This is a genomic window from Pseudomonas libanensis (genome assembly GCF_001439685.1).
GTDB lineage: Bacteria > Pseudomonadota > Gammaproteobacteria > Pseudomonadales > Pseudomonadaceae > Aquipseudomonas > Aquipseudomonas libanensis.
In genome coordinates this window covers 132,864-148,948 of record NZ_JYLH01000012.1, presented here as the reverse complement: position 1 = coordinate 148,948, position 16,085 = coordinate 132,864, and the positions used below count along the sequence as shown (strand labels likewise).

Sequence of the window (16,085 nt, the reverse complement as noted above, 5' to 3'; positions counted from 1 at the left end):
ATCCATGTGGGAGCTGGCTTGCCTGCGAAAGCGGTGTGTCAGAGGCCAATGGGCTAACTGAACCCGCGCTATCGCAGGCAAGCCAGCTCCCACAGTTGTGGATATTTCAGGTCGGGCTTCTCGGTGTGTGCAAGTGCTCTGTGGGGAATGCCTGTGCATACGCGTGACACACCCTCAACACCTGCTCATCGGCAAACCGCGCGCCCACCACATGCAAGCCCACTGGTAAGCCGTTTGCCGCCAACCCACAGGGGACTGACGCCGCCGGTTGCTGGGTGAGGTTGAACGGGTAGGTGAACGGCGTCCATTCCATCCACTCAGTCATCCCCGAGCCCGGCGGTACGTTGTGCCCGGCTTCGAACGCGGTGATCGGCATCATCGGCGACACCAGCACATCGTAATGCTCATGGAAGGCTGCCATCCGTGCAACCAGCGCCGCTCGCGCTTCGAGGGCTGCGTTGAAATCATCCAGGCTCAAGCGCTCGCCCCGCTGTGCAATGCGCAGCAATCCGGGGTCGAGCAGTTGCTTTTGCGCTTGGCTCATCGCGCCGGTCAGGCGAGCGGCACCGGCGGCCCACAAGGTGCTGAAGATATCCAAGGGGTCGCTGAAGCCAGGGTCGATCTGTTCGACATGGGCACCCAGTTGCACCAGGCCGTGCACCGCCTGATCCACCACCTGGGCGACCTGCGGGTCGACTCTCGCATAGCCGAAGGTGGGGCTATAGGCGACACGCAACCCCTTCAAGTCCGTTCCCGGAACGAGCCAGGGCCTGGTTCGCGGCGCGCCGATCAAGCCGTCCCGTGCATCCGGCCGCGCCACGGCTTGCAGCATCAGCACGCTGTCTTCCACGGTGCGGGTCATGGGGCCCAGGTGCGACAGGATGGTCATGGAACTGGCCGGCCATTGCGGCACATAACCGAAGGTCGGCTTGATCCCGAAGGTGCCGGTAAAGGCACAGGGAATGCGGATCGAGCCACCGGCGTCGCTGCCCTGGTGCAGCACCCCCAGGTTCAGCGCCGCTGCCGCACCGGCGCCACCGGAGGAACCGCCCGCCGTGGTGCGGGTGTCCCACGGGTTGCGGGTGATGCCGTACAGCGGGTTGTCGGTGACGCCTTTCCAGCCGAATTCAGGGGTGGTGGTCTTGCCCAGCAGCACCGCGCCGGCCTTGCGCATGAAGGCCGAGAAGGGCGCGTCCATGTCCCACGGGCCCTCGGCGGATGAGGTGCGCGAGCCTTTGCGCGTGGGCATACCGACCGTCAACGTCAGGTCCTTGATCGACGCCGGCACGCCATCCAGCGCGCCGCAGGGTTCACCTTTCAACCAGCGTTGTTCCGACGCTCGCGCAGCCTCCAGCGCGCCTCGCGGGTCGACATGGCAGTAGGCATTCACCACCGGGTTATAGCGCTCGATGCGCAGCAAAGCGTCTTCGGTGACCTCTACGGGTGACAAGCTCTTTTCGCGAAAATGCTGCAATAGTTGCACCGCTGTCAGTTGGCCAATCTCGCTCATGCCACATCCCCCTGTGCCGCATTGACCATGGCGCGTAGCAATACTGCGCAACCCGCCGCCAGATCATCCGGCGCGGCGTTTTCGATTTCGTTATGGCTGATACCGCCCTCGCACGGCACAAAGATCATCCCGGCCGGGCCCAGTTCAGCGACGAAGATCGCGTCATGCCCGGCGCCGCTGACAATGTCCATATGGCTCAAACCCAATGCCTGGGCAGCCTCGCGCACGGCATTGACGCAGGTCGGGTGAAAGTCCAGCGGCGGGAAGTCGGCGGTGGGTGTCAGTTCGAACGTCAAGCCGTGGCGGGCGGCGGAGTCTTCGATCACTGCGCGCACTTCATCGACCATGGCTTGCAACTTGTCGGCATGCAGGTGGCGCAAGTCGAGGGTCATCTGCACCTGGCCGGGAATCACGTTGCGTGAACCCGGGTGCAGGCTCAGGCAACCAACGGTGCCGCAGGCGTGAGGCTGATGCTGATGGGCGATACGGTTGACCGCGCTGACCACCTCGGCAGCGCCCACCAGGGCATCCTTGCGCAGGTGCATGGGCGTAGGGCCCGCATGCGCCTCCACGCCAGTGAGGGTCAGGTCGAACCACTTCTGGCCCAGGCAGCCCATGACCACGCCGATAGTGGTGGCCTGGTCTTCCAGTACCGGGCCTTGCTCGATATGGGCTTCGAAGTAGGCGCCGACCGGATGGCCCAATACTGCACGGGAACCGGCATAGCCAATGCGCTGTAATTCGGCACCTACCGAAAGACCCTGGTCGTCGCGTTTGTCGAGGGTGTCCTGCAAGTCGAACTTTCCGGCAAATACCCCGGAACCCATCATGCACGGCGGGAAGCGCGAGCCTTCTTCGTTGGTCCATACCACCACTTCAATCGGCGCTTGGGTCTCGATCTGCAAGTCATTCATAGTACGGATCACTTCCAGCCCGGCCATCACCCCGTAGCAGCCGTCGAACTTGCCGCCGGTGGGTTGGGTGTCGATGTGGCTGCCGGTCATCACCGGGGGCAGGGCGGGGTTGCGTCCGGCACGACGCGCAAAGATGTTGCCGATGGCGTCGACAGTGACGCTGCACCCGGCCGCTTCGCACCACTGCACAAACAGATCGCGGGCCTGGCGGTCCAGATCGGTGAGGGCCAGGCGGCACACGCCACCCTTGGCGGTGGCGCCGAGTCGGGCCAGGTCCATCAGCGATTGCCATAGGCGCTCGCGGTTGATCAGCGGGGCGTTGCTCTGGAGCGGTTGCGCAACACTATTCATCAGAGATCTCCAGTCAGGCACTCAAGGCCAGATAGCGGTTCTTGATCGACGGGTCGGCACGGAAGTCAGCAGCGCTGCCTTCGTACACCACGCGGCCCTGTTCGAGTACGTAATGGCGGTCGGCGAGCTTGTCGCAGACCATCAGGTTCTGTTCCACCAGCAGCACCGGCAGGCCGTCGTCCTTGACCTTGCGCAGGATCTTCACCAGCTCGTCGACAATCACCGGGGCCAGGCCTTCGGTGGGTTCGTCGAGGATCAGCAGCTTGGGATCGTTGAGCAGGGCGCGGGCGATGGCGAGCATCTGCTGTTCGCCACCGGACAACGCATGGCCGGCGTTTTTGCGCCGTTCCTTGAGCCGTGGGAACATGGCGTAGACGTCTTCCAACTGCCAGCGGCTGTTCTTGCGGGCGGCGATGCGCAGGTTTTCCTCGACGGTCAGCAGACGGAAAATCCCACGGTTCTCCGGCACCAGCGCCAAGCCCTGGCGTGCAATTTCAAAGATCTTCTGCCCCACCAGTGCCTGGCCGTTGAAGTGAATCTGGCCCCGGCGCGGGCATATGATGCCCAGGATGCTGCGCAGGGTGGTGGTCTTGCCGGCGCCATTGCGACCCAGCAGGGTCACCAGCTCACCGGGGTTGACGGTCAATGACACGCCCTCCAGCACATGGCTCTTGTCGTAGTAGGAATGGATATTCTCGACGATCAGCATCAGGCAGCCTCCCCAAGGTATGCAGTACGCACACGTTCATCGGCGCGCACGAACTCCGGCGTGCCTTCCACCAGGATCTGCCCATGGCTCATCACCGTGATGCGTTGGCTGATGGACATGACGATGCTCATGTTGTGTTCGATCAGCAGCACCGTGTGGTCGCGGCCCAGGTCGCTGATCAGTTGGGTCATGATCGGGATATCGTCGATGCCCATGCCCGAAGTGGGCTCGTCGAGCATCAGCAGTTTCGGTTTGGAACAGATCGACATGCCCACCTCCAGCACTCGCTGCTGGCCGTGGGACAACTCGCCGGCCAGGGTGTCGGCGCGGGCGGTGAGTTGCAGGCGTTCCAGCACCTGGTCGGCCATCTCCAGGTGTTCGCGCTTGCTGTCCACACGGCGCCAGAAATTCAGCGCGCGTGCACCGTCGCGGCCCTGGGCGGCCAGGCGCAGGTTTTCGCGCACGCTGAGGTTCTGGAACAGGCTGGTGAGCTGGAACGAACGCGCCATGCCCAGGCCGACACGGGCGTGGGCCGGTTTGCGCATCAGGTTCTTGCCGTCGAAATGCATTGCCCCAGCGGTGGCCTGGCGTTCGCCGGTCAGGCAGTGGAACAGGCTGGTCTTGCCGGCGCCGTTGGGGCCGATGATGGTGTGGATGGTGCCGGCCTCGACCTTGAGGTTGACGCCATTGACTGCATGGAACGCGCCGTAGGCCAGTTCCAGGTTCCGGGTTTCCAGCAGGATGCTCATAGCTCTTGCTCCTTGGCGACGGCGGCGGGTTTGCGGCTGCCGCGCACCTTCTCGAACAGCGACGCCAGGCCGCCCCACAAACCACCGCGCATGAAGATCACCACCAGGATCAGGATCACCCCCAGCAGCATCAGCCAGCGCGGCCACAGGTCGGAGAGGAAATCCCCCAGCAGCACGATGGAGCCGGCGCCGAGCAGGGAGCCGAACAGCGAGCCCGTGCCACCGACAATGGTCATGATCAGGATGTTCTCGGACATCGCCAGGTCGATGTTCGACAGCGGCACAAAGTGCAGCAACATGGCGTACAGCGCTCCGGCAATCCCGGTGACCGCGCCGGACAGCACGAACACCAGGATCTTGAAGTGCCGCGTGTCGTAGCCGATGGCCGAGGCGCGGGTTTCGTTTTCGCGGATCGCCATCAGCGTGCTGCCGAACGGCGAAGCGATCACCCGGCGTGCGCCGATAAAGATCAGCAGGAACAGCACCGCGACAAAACCATAGAAGGCCCGAGCGTCGGCCAGCGATAACAGTACGGTGTCACCGATACGGATTTCCGGGCGTGGCACGCTGAGCAGCCCGTTGTCGCCGCCGGTCCAATCGCTCAAGGTGTAGGCGACGAAGTAGGCCATCTGGCTGAACGCCAAGGTCAGCATCACGAAGTAGATGCCGGTGCGACGAATCGCCAGGGCACCCACCAGCAACGCCAGGAAACCGCCGGCGATGGCGGCACCCAGCAGTGCGGTGAACAACCCCAGTTGCAGGTGAATCATCAGCAGTGCTGCGCAATAGGCGCCGGCGCCAAAGAAGATGCCTTGGCCGAACGACAACAGCCCGGTGTAGCCCAGCAGTAGGTTGCACGCCAGGGCAGCCATGGCAAAGATCAGGATCTCGGTGGCCAGGGTCGCCGAGGGCAATAGCAACGGCAGGCCGATCAGCACCGCCAATACCCACAGCAGCATGGCTTTGGATTGCGTCTTGGCAAATGGCAGGGGGTTTTTCTCGCTCATGTCAGGCTCTCCCGAACAGGCCGTAGGGGCGCACCAGAATCACCACGGCCATCGCGCCGTAGATCATCAGGCTCGCACCCTGGGGCCAGAGTGTGGTCATCAGGCTTTGCACCACGCCCACCAGCAAACCGCCGACCAGCGCACCGCTGAAGGAACCCATGCCGCCGATCACCACCACCACGAACGCCACCCCGAGAATCTCCGGGCCGACAAAGGGCTGGGCGCCGCGCAACGGTGCGAACAGCACGCCGGCGACACCGGCCAGGGCTACGCCGAGGGCGAAGGTCATGGAGAACAGGCGGAAGATGTTGGTGCCCAGCAGCGACACGGTTTCGGTGCTCTCACTGCCGGCGCGCACCAGGGCGCCGAAGCGCGTGCGCTCCAGCAGCAGCCACAGGCCCAGGCCCACCAGCCCGGAAAACACAATGAGGAACAGGCGGTAGTAGGGGTAGACGAAGTCCCCCAGCACCAGCACGCCGCGCAGCAGTTCCGGTACGGCGACGCTCTTGCCCACCGGGCCCCAGATCATCACGCTGGCTTCCTGGATGATCAGTGCGATGCCCAGGGTCACCAGGATCTGGAACATGTGCGGCAAGTGGTAGATCCGTTGGATCAGCAAGCGTTCGATCACCCAGGCCAGCGCGGCGACCACCAGCGGCGCGATCAGCAGCGCCAGCCAGAAGCTGCCGGTGAGGCTGACGGCGGTGTAGCAGATGTAGGCCCCCAGCAGGAAGAACGCGCCGTGGGCAAAATTGACGAAGTTGAGCAGGCCGAAAATGATCGTCAGCCCGACCGCAATCAGGAAATAGATCATCCCCAGCCCAAGGCCGTTGAGGATCTGGAACAGGTAAAGATTAAGCATGCAGGAACCCTCGGCAGGACGCCGCTTGCGCGGCCCTGCGCTACATATTCAGGGGATCAGCCGAGCGAGCAGCCCGTCGCCTCGACCGCAGGGAACGATTGGCCGGCGCTGAGCACTTTGGCCAGGTCGTCCTTGTCGGCCATGTCGCCGCTGGCCTTGCCGATCAGCAGGTAGTAATCCTTGATCACCTGATGGTCGCCGGCACGGATCGACTCTTTGCCGGTCGGGCCTTCGTAGCTCAAGCCCTGCATGGCCTTGGCTACAGTCGCGCCGTCGAAGCTGCCGGTGGCGATGATGGTGTCGAGCATGACCTTGGTACTGATGTAGTCGGCGGCCAGCGGGTAGGTGGGGTTGATTCCGTATTTGGCCTGGGTCAGCTTGACCAGTTCACGGTTGAGCGGGGTGTCGACCTGGTGCCAGTACTGCGCGCCGAGGTACACGCCTTCGAGCACATCACTGCCCAGTTCCTGGAACTGATCGAGGCCGGCCGACCACACCAGCAGTACCTTCATGCGCTCCTTGATGCCGAAGTTCACCGCCTGGCGCAGAGTGTTGGACGACTGGCTGCCGAAGTTGAGCAGCACCAGCACATCGGGCCGGGTGGAAATGGCGTTGGTCAGGTAGCCGGAGAATTCCTGCTCCTGCAGCGAATGATAGCTGTTGCCGACGTGTTCCAGGCCGTGTTCCTTGAGCACGTTCCTGGCGCCTTCGAGCAAGGCTTCGCCGAACACATATTGCGGGGTGATGGTGTACCAGCGCTTGGCGTCCGGCAGCAGCTTGATCAACGGCACCATGGTTTCGCGGATCGCGCCGTAGGTGGGCACCGACCAGCGGAAGGTCGCCTTGTTGCAGTCTTTACCGGTGACTTCATCGGCGCCCACCGGGGTCATGAACACGCCGCCGACCTTGTCGACTTCCTTGGCCACCGCGAGGGCCGAGGATGACAAGGTGCAACCCTGGAAGAACCGTGCGCCGTCCTGCGCGATTGCCTCCTGCACCTTGCGCACCGCCTTGCCGGCGTTGCCTTCGGTGTCGATGACCTTGTAGTTCAGCGGGCGCCCGAGCAGCTCGGGGTGCTGGTCCACTGCCAGGCGCGAACCCATGTCGGCAAATTTGCCATAGCTGGCAAAGGCACCAGACATGGACTTGAGGCCGTAAAAGGTAAAGGGCTCGGCGGCGAATGCCGAACGCACGCTCAGCGGCAAGCTGAGGGCGGCGGCCGCGGTGAGGCTGGCTTTCAATAACGTACGACGCTGCATGGGGTGACTCCCTGGTTTAGTTATTGGCAGGAGCGGCAAGGGCGATACGGTGGTGCAAGGGCCTGTGGGCAGGCTTGTTATTGGATAACTCGGTTCAGCGGGTGAGCTGGGTCAAATGTGGGAGCTGGCTTGCCTGCGATGCGGGCGCCTCGGTGTTACAGGGGGACCGAGTCGATGCCATCGCAGGCAAGCCAGCTCCCACATTGATCGGGTTTTGTTCCTAACGGTGATCGAACTCCAGAAGGAAGTGCGGGCTGACCTGGCCTTCCAGGGCCGTCATATGGTGTTCGGCATCGCACATATGCTCATGCATCAAACTGCGTACGGCGTTTTCATCCTCTGCGCGAAAAGCGACCAGCAGTTGCTTGTGATAGTCGAGGTTGGCCGCGTCGAACTGCTTGCGCTTGGGCTTGTAGGCTTTTTTCAGCACCACCAGGTCGCGCAGCAGGTCGTTGAGAAACTGCGCCATAAAGCTCAGCAGCGGATTGGGGCAAGCCCTGGCCAGCAGATTGTGGAACTCCAGTTCCGCCAGGCGCTGTTCGCGCTGGCCGGCTTCGCTGTCTTCGGGGGCGCTGCAGAAATCCACGTTGGCTTGCAGGGCTTGGTAGTCGTCTTCGCCCAAGCGCCCGAGTACTGACACCGCCAGTTCCACTTCGATGACCTTGCGCAATTGATAGACCTGCTCGCCATCCAGATGCTGGAAGTGCAGGTAGTTGCGCAAGGCGCGGCTGGCCGGCTCGGTGCCGGCCTGGTTCAGATAGGCGCCACCACTGGGGCCGGTGCGCGTACTCACCAGGCCCTCGACCTCCAGCGCCTTGAGCGCTTCACGGGCCGAGCCCTTGGAGCACTGGAAACTCTCCATCAGTTCGCGCTCGGTGGGCAGGCGGTCGCCGGGCTTCAAGGCATCGGTGACGATGGAGCGCTTGACCGATTCGACAATTACGTCGGAAAGCTTCTGGCGTTTGCGGCGCAGCGGACGAGTCAGCATGGGTGCGATTTATCATATTAATGCGGATAAATAGCACTTAATAACGATTGGGCTTGAGCGTCAACGCAGGGTGTCGTTTTCGGTGGCAACAGGTCGTAAATGCGCTGATCAACGCCAGGTTCCGAGGTCGAGGCAACGGGCGGACGGTGGTGGTTGTTTGCCGAAGGCGAGAAAATCCCCCAGCCAGCGGCTGACACAGCCGTCGGCGTTCGACTCCTTGAGCAGGAGTTGCTCGACGCCCATGGCGATAGGTTCGCCAGGCTCGACATTGATCAGCACCATGCGCGCCACGCGCTCGGGGTACAGTGCGCCGTAGCGGCTGCCGAGGCGGGCGGCGGTGGCGTTGCCGAGGTAGTTGAGGCGTGCCTCGCCGAGTTGCCCGCGTACGAACTCCATGTCCCGTGCGGCTTGCTCGACCGCATTGATCTGCCGCAGGTCGCGGGCGCTCAGTTCGATGACGTCGTAATGGTCGACCAGTGTGCGATAGGCGCGGGTGGCAAGGGATTCCCAGCGGCTGGCCAGATGCAGGGCGAAAGGCGCTTCCCTGGCCGGTGAGGGCTCGCCGGCCTGGATGAACACCACGCCCTCGCGGTTGAGCGGTTGCCGCGCGCCGACACGGGTCACGCTCAGGCGTATACGGCCGCGCTCGGGGGCGGCATGGTCGCGGGGTACGCTGACCAGGCCGCATTGGGTGCGTTCCACGACCTCGGGGTCCAGGCGCGCCGTCGTGGGCAGGGGGCAGTCCAGCAGCCAGTCGATCGCAGTAGGGGCAATCAAGGGCTCGGCCAGTGCCACGCTGGGTATCAGCCAGCAGCAGATGCAGGCCAGACTTTTTACGAAAACGCTGGGTTTCATTAAGAGGTCCCGGGCAGCCGTGTGATAACGGCTTTTTTACCAAGGACCTTGGGTTGGAAAATGTAAGGTGAAGAAACAGCTCGTGTATGAAATGAGAGTTTGTTTATCAGCTTTCGGTGTTCCATCCCCCCCCTAATGCCTTGTACAGGGCGATGCTGGCTTGCATGCGCGACAGGCGCAATTGCACGTTCAAGTCTTGGGCGGCGTACAGGGTGCGTTGGGTCTCCAGCACCGTAAGCAAGCCCTCCGCCCCGGCTTCATAGCGGTTTTGCGCAATCTGGAAGGCCGCCTGCGCCTGTTGCAGCTCTTGGGTCTGCCATTGGCGTTGCTGGTCCAGGCGGGTGATGCTGCTGAGGCCTTTCTCTACATCGGCAAAGCCGTTGATGATCGCTCCTCGGTAGGTTTGCAGCAGTTCATCCTGGCGCGCCCGGGCCTTGTCGCGCTCGGCGCTCAAACGGCCGTTGTTGAAGATGGGTGCGACCAGGCCGGCGGTCAGGGTGTAGTAGGGGCTGCGCAGGATTTGCCCAGCCTTATAGGCGTCGGAGCCGAGCGTGGCGCCGAGGGTCACGGAGGGCAGCATGGCGGCCCGGGCCACGCTGACATCCGCCTGGGCAGCGGCCAGCTCGGCTTCGGCCTTGGCCAGGTCGGGGCGCCGGCTCAGTAGTTGGCTGGGCACACCCGGGCCGATCGCCGGCCAGGTAAGTGTCTGGAAGGCTTCATGGCCCAGGTCGAGGGCCTGCACTGGCTGGCCGAGGAGGGCGGCGAGGGTGATCCGCGCTTCTTCGGCCACCTGTTGGATCAGCGGCAATTGCCGTTGCTGGCTGGCCACCAGGCTTCGCTGCTGGGCCAGCTCCAGGGCGGTGGCAGAGCCTGCGTCGTAGCGGGTCTGCACCAGGCCGAGGACGTTGCGTGCATTGGCCAGGTTGAGCTCGGCAATTTGTTGGCGTTGCTGGGCGGCCAGGGTTTGCGCATAGCGGTCGGCCACATTGCTGAGCAAGGTCAGCTCCACCGTGGCCTGGTCCGACTCACTGGCGCGCAGGCTGTACAGCGCGCTGTCGCGGGCGGCCGCGCGGCCGCCCCAGAAGTCCACTTCATAGCTGGCGCTGAAGTTGGCGCCGAAATTATTCACCGTTTCATCGCTTTGCGAGGCGTCCAGGTCAGGCCCGCCCTGGCCGCGCAGCAGCTTCTGGTGACTGCTGGCGAGGTTGAATTTCACCTCCGGCAACAGCGGCGCACCAGCGATCACTGCCGTGGCCTGGGCCTGCCGCACCCGCGCCATGGCGGCAGCCACATCGAAACTGTCGCGCCGGGCCTGGTCGATCAGGCGGTTCAGCGCCGGGCTGCCAAACTGCGTCCACCAGCGCTGGTTGGTGGCCTGGGTCGCCTCGCGTTCGGCGTATTGCCAGGCGGCGGGCGGGGCGATGCCGCTGTCGAGCGTGGGCGGGTTGCCGGTACAGGCACTGAGCAACAGGCACAGGCTGAGCGCTGACAGCCGTGCTGGAATGGATCGATTATTCACTGGTCAACGCCTTAACCGGATCGAGCCGGGCAGCTTTACGGGCCGGCATAAAGCCGAATACGACGCCGGTGACCAGTGCACAGCCAAACGCACCGAACACTGCCACCAGGGAAAACTGTACCGCCACTTCGACCAGCGCCAGCACGCCGCCCACCAGTAACGCCAGGGCGATACCGAACAGGCCGCCGACCACCGAGAGCATCACCGCCTCGGTGAGAAATTGGCGCAGGATGTCGCGCTGGCGTGCCCCGGTGGCCATGCGAATGCCGATTTCGCGGGTGCGCTCACGCACGGTCATCAACATGATGTTCATCACGCCGATACCGCCTACCAGCAATGAAATCGCGGCAATCGAGCCAAGCATCAACGACAGTGAGTTCTGGGTCCGCGCTTCGGCCTGGATCATCGCGGCGTTGTTGGTCAGCTCGTAGTCGCGCTTGCCGTTGTGCAGCTTCAACATCAGCTGGTCGATCGCCACTTCGGCTTCATGCACCTTGCGTGCATCGGTGGTGCCAATCACCACGTATTCGGGGTTATAGCTGCCGAACAGGCGAACACTGGCGGCGCTATAGGGGATGGCAATACGGTCGTCACTGTCCTTGTCGCCGGAGCTTGCGCCTTTTTCCGCGAGCACGCCGATCACCTGGAACGGCACATTCTCGATCAGAATGTACTGGCCGATCGGGTTGGGCACGTCCTTGAACAGTTTCTGGCGGATGCGCGCGCCGATCACTGCGACCGTGGCGGCAGCCTGTTCGTCGGCCTCGGTGAAGTAGCTGCCCTCGGCCACCGGCCAGTTGAAGAGGTGCGGGAAGTTGGTGTCGTTGCCACCCACGTAGGCCATGTAGTCGACATTGCCGAAGCGCACCCCGGCTTCGGCGCCGTTGACCGGCATGATGCGCTTGACCTGGGGCAACGCCGCCAGGGCCTCGACATCCTTGAGGGTCACGATACCCAGTGGCGTACGCGGGTTGGGCGAAGAACCGCTGAGGTAGATGATATTGGAGCCGAACGCGCCCATCTGCGCCATGACCTGGCGTTTGCTGCCTTCGCCCACTGCCAGCATCACCACCACCGACGCCACGCCGATGATGATCCCCAGCAAGGTCAGGGCGGTGCGGAAGCGGTTGACCCACATCACTCGCCAGGCGGCTTGCACCGCGTCCAGCAGCTCGGCCTTCCATGCGCCGTTGTGCTCGGCGCCGTCGGCCAGGCGCTGGCGCAGGTCCACGGCGTGCAGGGCGCCGGCCGCCAGGGCTGGCTTGACCGTGCAGGTGTCGGCCGAGTCGCTGATGATCTGGCCGTCGCGGATCTCGATGATACGGTTGGCCCGCGCCGCCACTTCGCGGTCGTGGGTGATCAGGATGACCACATGGCCCTGGCCCGCCAGTTCGTCGAGCAGGGTCATGACCTCGGCGCCGCTGTGGCTGTCGAGGGCGCCGGTGGGTTCGTCGGCGAGGATGATATGGCCGCCGTTCATCAGGGCGCGGGCGATGGATACCCGTTGCTGTTGCCCGCCGGAAAGCTGGTGCGGGCGATTGCCGGTGCGTTCGGCCAGCCCCAGGCGGGTGAGCAGGGCATTGGCGCGGGCATGCCGCTGGGCAGCGCTGATGCCGGCATAGATCGCCGGCATCTCGACGTTTTCCTGGGCTGAGCCTGAGGGAATCAAATGGTAGCCCTGGAACACAAACCCGAAGGCTTCACGGCGCAGCCAGGCCAGCTCGTCGCTGCCCAGGTGGGCGACGTTTTCGCCGGCGAACAGGTAGTCGCCTTCGGTCGGGCGGTCGAGGCAGCCAAGGATATTCATCAGCGTCGACTTGCCGGAACCGGAGGCACCGACAATGGCGACGAATTCCCCGGCATGGATCGACAGGTCGATGCCGCGCAATACGTCGACCTGCGGGCTGTCGCCGCCGCCGTAGGATTTGCAGATGTTCCTGAGCTCGATCAGCGGCGTGGTCACGTCAACCCCCACTGCTGTCGGACGGGCCGATCAACAGGTGATCGCCCTCATTGAGACCCTCGAGCACCTCGATGCGCAGGCGGTCGCTGATACCCAGGCGCACTTTGCGCTCTTCGATGGCGCCGTTTTGTGCCACGACCCGGGCGGTCTGTGTGTCTGCGCCGGGTGTGCCCTGCAGGGCGGCGACGGGCACGGTCAGGGTGTCCTTGACTTGGCCTGAGACGAAAAATACCTGGGTGGTCATTTCCGCCATCAGCGCGTTATCGGCGTTGTCCACGTCCAGCAGCACGGTGTACAGCACCACTCGGCCGGTCCCGCTCTTGCTGGAACTGCTCGGGCTGCCACTGCCCTGGGTTTCGTTCAGGGGCTTGGGCGGGATCGGCAGGATCTGGCGCACGGTGCTGGCCCAGCGCCGGCTGCCGCCGCTCAACGTGGTGAAATACGCACGCATGCCGGGTTTGACGTGGCCGATGTCGGCTTCGGAGACTTCGGCCCATACGGTCATCGGCGACAGCTTGGCAATGCGCAGGATCAGCGGGGTTTGCTGTTGTGCGTTGAGGGTCTGGCCGACCCGCGCATCCACGGCCACCACGGTGCCGGTCATCGGTGCGTAGATACGCGTGTAGCCCAATTCGGCCTCATCGCTGCGCAGGCTGGCCCGGGCCTGGCGGATCTGGGCCTGGAACATGTCGACCCGGGCCTGGGTCGCGCTGAGTTCGGCCTGGGCGGTCTGCACGTCTTCTTCGCGGGTGGCATTGCCGGCGCTCAGGCGCTGCTGGCGCTGATACTTCTGGCGGGCCAGCGCGTGCTGGGCCTTTTGCTCCTGCAATTGGGCCTTGAGGTTTTCGATGGCGTAGCGGCTGGCATCGAGCTTGGCTTGTTGTGTCGAGGGGTCGATCTCCACCAGCAACTGGCCTTCCTTGACCTGGTCGCCGGCCTCGACATGGATCTTGCGGATCTGCCCGGAGGCCTGGGCGCCGACGTCCACATACCGTCGCGGTTGCAGGGTGCCCAGGGCGGTGACGCTGCTTTCGATATCGCCGCGGGTCACGGTGACGGTCGCCAGGGCGTCGCGGCCCGGCGCCAGGCCCTGCCAGGTGGCGAACGCAACAATGGGAATCAGGCACGCTACCGCTAGCAGGGCGCGTCGGGCAGGTCGAGGGCGTTTCATGGATAGGTTCCAGCCAGGAAAGATCGGGGCGCAGTTGCGCAGAGCTGACAGTTAAACGAGAAAAAGCCCCAGGGATTTAGGCTGTTACACAAGCTGAAACAGGTCTGCGGAGAAAAAAACCCTACGTTGATGCAAGACTTCTTTAAAAGTAGATGAGAATTACTATAAATTGCACGCACTCAAACTGCCATCATCGATGGCCTCGCTCCTGCTCGGGCGGGCATCGTCAGCACCACGGCCATGGGGTCAGGAGTCAGGTTGGAAAACTACTATCGCGAGCTGGTGTGTTTCCTCAACGCCAAGCTGGGCAACCGTCAGGTGGCCGAAGATGTGGTGCATGACGCTTATGTGCGGGTGCTGGAGCGCGCCAGCGATACCCCGATCGAGCAGCCCCGTGCGTTTCTTTACCGCACGGCCTTGAACCTGGTAATTGACGGCCATCGACGCAATGCCTTGCGTCAGTGCGAACCCCTTGAGGTGCTGGACAGCGAAGAACGTTTCGCCCCTTGTTCACCCCACACCAGCCACGACCAGCGCCAACGCCTGGAGATGCTTGAGCGCGCCCTGGCCGAGTTGCCGGCCGCCTGTCGCGACAGCTTCCTGCTGCGCAAACTCGAGGGCCTGTCCCACCTGCAGATCGCCGCGCGCCTGGGCATTTCCCGCAGTCTGGTGGAAAAACACATCGTCAACGCGATGAAGCATTGCCGGGTGCGCATGCGCGAGTGGGAAGCGCACTGATCAGCTGTTGGTTAAATTTTATTTCACTGTCCTCGTTTCCTATCAACACACGGCCGGTTGTTCAGGCCATGAAAGGTATTCCCGCCCCCACCGCCAAGGGGCTTATCCAGAGGACACTGGAATGACACAGGCAATTGCTTCGCCCGCGGTTCATGACTTGATCGGGATCGGCTTCGGCCCCTCGAACCTGGCGCTGGCCATCGCCCTGCAGGAACGTGAAAAGGCCCAGGGCAAGCTGGACGTGCTGTTTCTCGACAAGCAAGCCGACTACCGCTGGCACGGCAACACCCTGGTGACCCAGAGTGAACTGCAGATTTCCTTCCTCAAGGACCTGGTGACCCTGCGCAACCCCACCAGCCCATATTCCTTCGTTAATTACCTCAAGGCCCATGACCGTCTGGTGGACTTCATTAACATGGGCACCTTCTACCCCTGCCGCATGGAGTACAACGATTACCTGCGCTGGGTCGCGGGACAGTTCCAGGCCCAGGCCAGCTACGGTGAGGAAGTGCTGGCCATCGAGCCGATCCTGCATCAGCAGCAGGTCGAGGCGTTGCGGGTGATCTCCCGTGATGCCCAGGGTGAGCAGCATGTGCGCACCACTCGCTCGGTAGTGGTCAGCGCCGGTGGCACGCCGCGTATTCCCGAGGCGTTCAAGGCGCTCAAGGACGATACCCGTGTGTTCCACCATTCCCACTACCTGGACCGCATGGCCAGCCAGCCCTGCGTGAACGGCAAGGCCATGCGCATTGCGGTGATCGGTGGCGGCCAGAGCGCGGCTGAAGCGTTTATCGACCTCAATGACAGCTTCCCGTCGGTGCAGGTGGATATGATCCTGCGCGGCTCGGCACTCAAGCCGGCCGATGACAGCCCGTTCGTCAACGAAGTGTTCTCGCCGGCCTTCACCGACCTGGTGTTCCAGCAAGTCGGTGCCGAGCGCGAGCGCCTGGTCGCCGAGTACCGCAACACCAACTATTCGGTGGTGGACCTGGACCTGATCGAGCGCATCTACGGGATTTTCTACCGCCAGAAAGTCTCCGGCATCGCCCGCCAGGCGTTCCGCACCATGACCGTGGTGGAGAAAGCCACCGCCGGCCCGCTGGGCATCGAACTGGTGCTGCGCAACAACGCCACTGGCGAAACCAGCCTCAACCATTACGACGCAGTGATCCTGGCCACCGGCTACGAGCGCCAGATGCACCGCGAACTGCTGGCGCCACTGCAGGCCTATATGGGCGACTTCGAAGTGGCCCGCGACTATCGCATCGTCACTGACGAGCGCTGCAAGGCCGGCATTTACATCCAGGGCTTCAGCCAGGCCAGCCATGGTTTGAGCGATACCCTGTTGTCGGTACTGCCGATTCGCGCCGATGAGATTGCGGCGTCGTTGTATGAGAACGATCGAAACCGTGACAAGGGCCGTTCGGTGCAGGACCTGCTCCTGGCCACCGCCAGTTGAACTACCGCTCCTACAGACGGCACTTGTGACA

The 16,085-nt window shown here is 63.4% G+C and carries 14 protein-coding genes; 2 read left to right on the top strand and 12 right to left on the bottom strand.

Going from position 1 to position 16,085, the window contains the following annotated elements:
* Nucleotides 1–106: 106 nt before the first annotated feature.
* From TU73_RS19095 to TU73_RS19040, 12 genes are all read right to left on the bottom strand, one after another.
* Complete coding sequence (locus tag TU73_RS19095) at nt 107–1,510, bottom strand: amidase (protein WP_057013527.1); 1,404 nt, start codon at nt 1,508–1,510, stop codon at nt 107–109.
* The gene (locus tag TU73_RS19090) at nt 1,507–2,775 is read right to left on the bottom strand and encodes a Zn-dependent hydrolase (protein ID WP_057013526.1); all 1,269 of its coding nucleotides are present in this window, start codon (nt 2,773–2,775) and stop codon (nt 1,507–1,509) included. Before TU73_RS19090 ends, TU73_RS19095 begins: the two co-directional genes overlap by 4 nt.
* Nucleotides 2,776–2,788: 13 nt before the next feature.
* On the bottom strand, nt 2,789–3,484 hold the full coding sequence (locus TU73_RS19085; protein ID WP_057013525.1) for an ABC transporter ATP-binding protein: 696 nt from the start codon (nt 3,482–3,484) through the stop codon (nt 2,789–2,791).
* Nucleotides 3,484–4,233: an ABC transporter ATP-binding protein gene (locus tag TU73_RS19080; RefSeq protein ID WP_057013524.1), complete on the bottom strand. Its 750-nt coding sequence runs from the start codon at nt 4,231–4,233 to the stop codon at nt 3,484–3,486. The genes TU73_RS19085 and TU73_RS19080 overlap by 1 nt, the downstream gene beginning before the upstream one ends.
* On the bottom strand, nt 4,230–5,240 hold the full coding sequence (locus TU73_RS19075; RefSeq protein WP_057013523.1) for a branched-chain amino acid ABC transporter permease: 1,011 nt from the start codon (nt 5,238–5,240) through the stop codon (nt 4,230–4,232). The genes TU73_RS19080 and TU73_RS19075 overlap by 4 nt, the downstream gene beginning before the upstream one ends.
* 1 nt (nt 5,241) lies before the next feature.
* Nucleotides 5,242–6,102, bottom strand: a complete 861-nt coding sequence (locus TU73_RS19070) for a branched-chain amino acid ABC transporter permease (protein ID WP_057013522.1) — start codon at nt 6,100–6,102, stop codon at nt 5,242–5,244.
* A 56-nt stretch (nt 6,103–6,158) separates the two neighbouring features.
* Nucleotides 6,159–7,361 carry an ABC transporter substrate-binding protein gene (locus TU73_RS19065; protein WP_057013521.1) on the bottom strand — a complete coding sequence of 401 codons (1,203 nt, stop codon included), beginning with the start codon at nt 7,359–7,361 and terminating at the stop codon, nt 6,159–6,161.
* Between the two features lie 220 nt (nt 7,362–7,581).
* Nucleotides 7,582–8,349, bottom strand: a complete 768-nt coding sequence (locus tag TU73_RS19060) for a FadR/GntR family transcriptional regulator (RefSeq protein WP_057013520.1) — start codon at nt 8,347–8,349, stop codon at nt 7,582–7,584.
* Nucleotides 8,350–8,457: 108 nt separating this feature from the next.
* Nucleotides 8,458–9,204 carry an alpha/beta fold hydrolase gene (locus TU73_RS19055; RefSeq protein ID WP_057013519.1) on the bottom strand — a complete coding sequence of 249 codons (747 nt, stop codon included), beginning with the start codon at nt 9,202–9,204 and terminating at the stop codon, nt 8,458–8,460.
* Nucleotides 9,205–9,310: 106 nt separating this feature from the next.
* Nucleotides 9,311–10,723, bottom strand: a complete 1,413-nt coding sequence (locus TU73_RS19050; protein WP_057013518.1) for an efflux transporter outer membrane subunit — start codon at nt 10,721–10,723, stop codon at nt 9,311–9,313.
* On the bottom strand, nt 10,716–12,686 hold the full coding sequence (locus TU73_RS19045; RefSeq protein ID WP_057013596.1) for a MacB family efflux pump subunit: 1,971 nt from the start codon (nt 12,684–12,686) through the stop codon (nt 10,716–10,718). The genes TU73_RS19050 and TU73_RS19045 overlap by 8 nt, the downstream gene beginning before the upstream one ends.
* A gap of 1 nt (nt 12,687) precedes the next feature.
* Nucleotides 12,688–13,857: an efflux RND transporter periplasmic adaptor subunit gene (locus TU73_RS19040; RefSeq protein ID WP_057013517.1), complete on the bottom strand. Its 1,170-nt coding sequence runs from the start codon at nt 13,855–13,857 to the stop codon at nt 12,688–12,690.
* A 240-nt stretch (nt 13,858–14,097) separates the two neighbouring features.
* On the opposite strand from TU73_RS19040, the gene TU73_RS19035 reads away from it, so the two are divergent.
* Together TU73_RS19035 and TU73_RS19030 are read left to right on the top strand one after the other, a co-directional pair.
* A complete protein-coding gene (locus TU73_RS19035) occupies nt 14,098–14,595 on the top strand; it encodes a sigma-70 family RNA polymerase sigma factor (RefSeq protein WP_057013516.1) in 498 nt (165 codons plus the stop codon).
* A 121-nt stretch (nt 14,596–14,716) separates the two neighbouring features.
* Nucleotides 14,717–16,054: a lysine N(6)-hydroxylase/L-ornithine N(5)-oxygenase family protein gene (locus tag TU73_RS19030; RefSeq protein WP_057013515.1), complete on the top strand. Its 1,338-nt coding sequence runs from the start codon at nt 14,717–14,719 to the stop codon at nt 16,052–16,054.
* Nucleotides 16,055–16,085 lie beyond the last annotated feature (31 nt).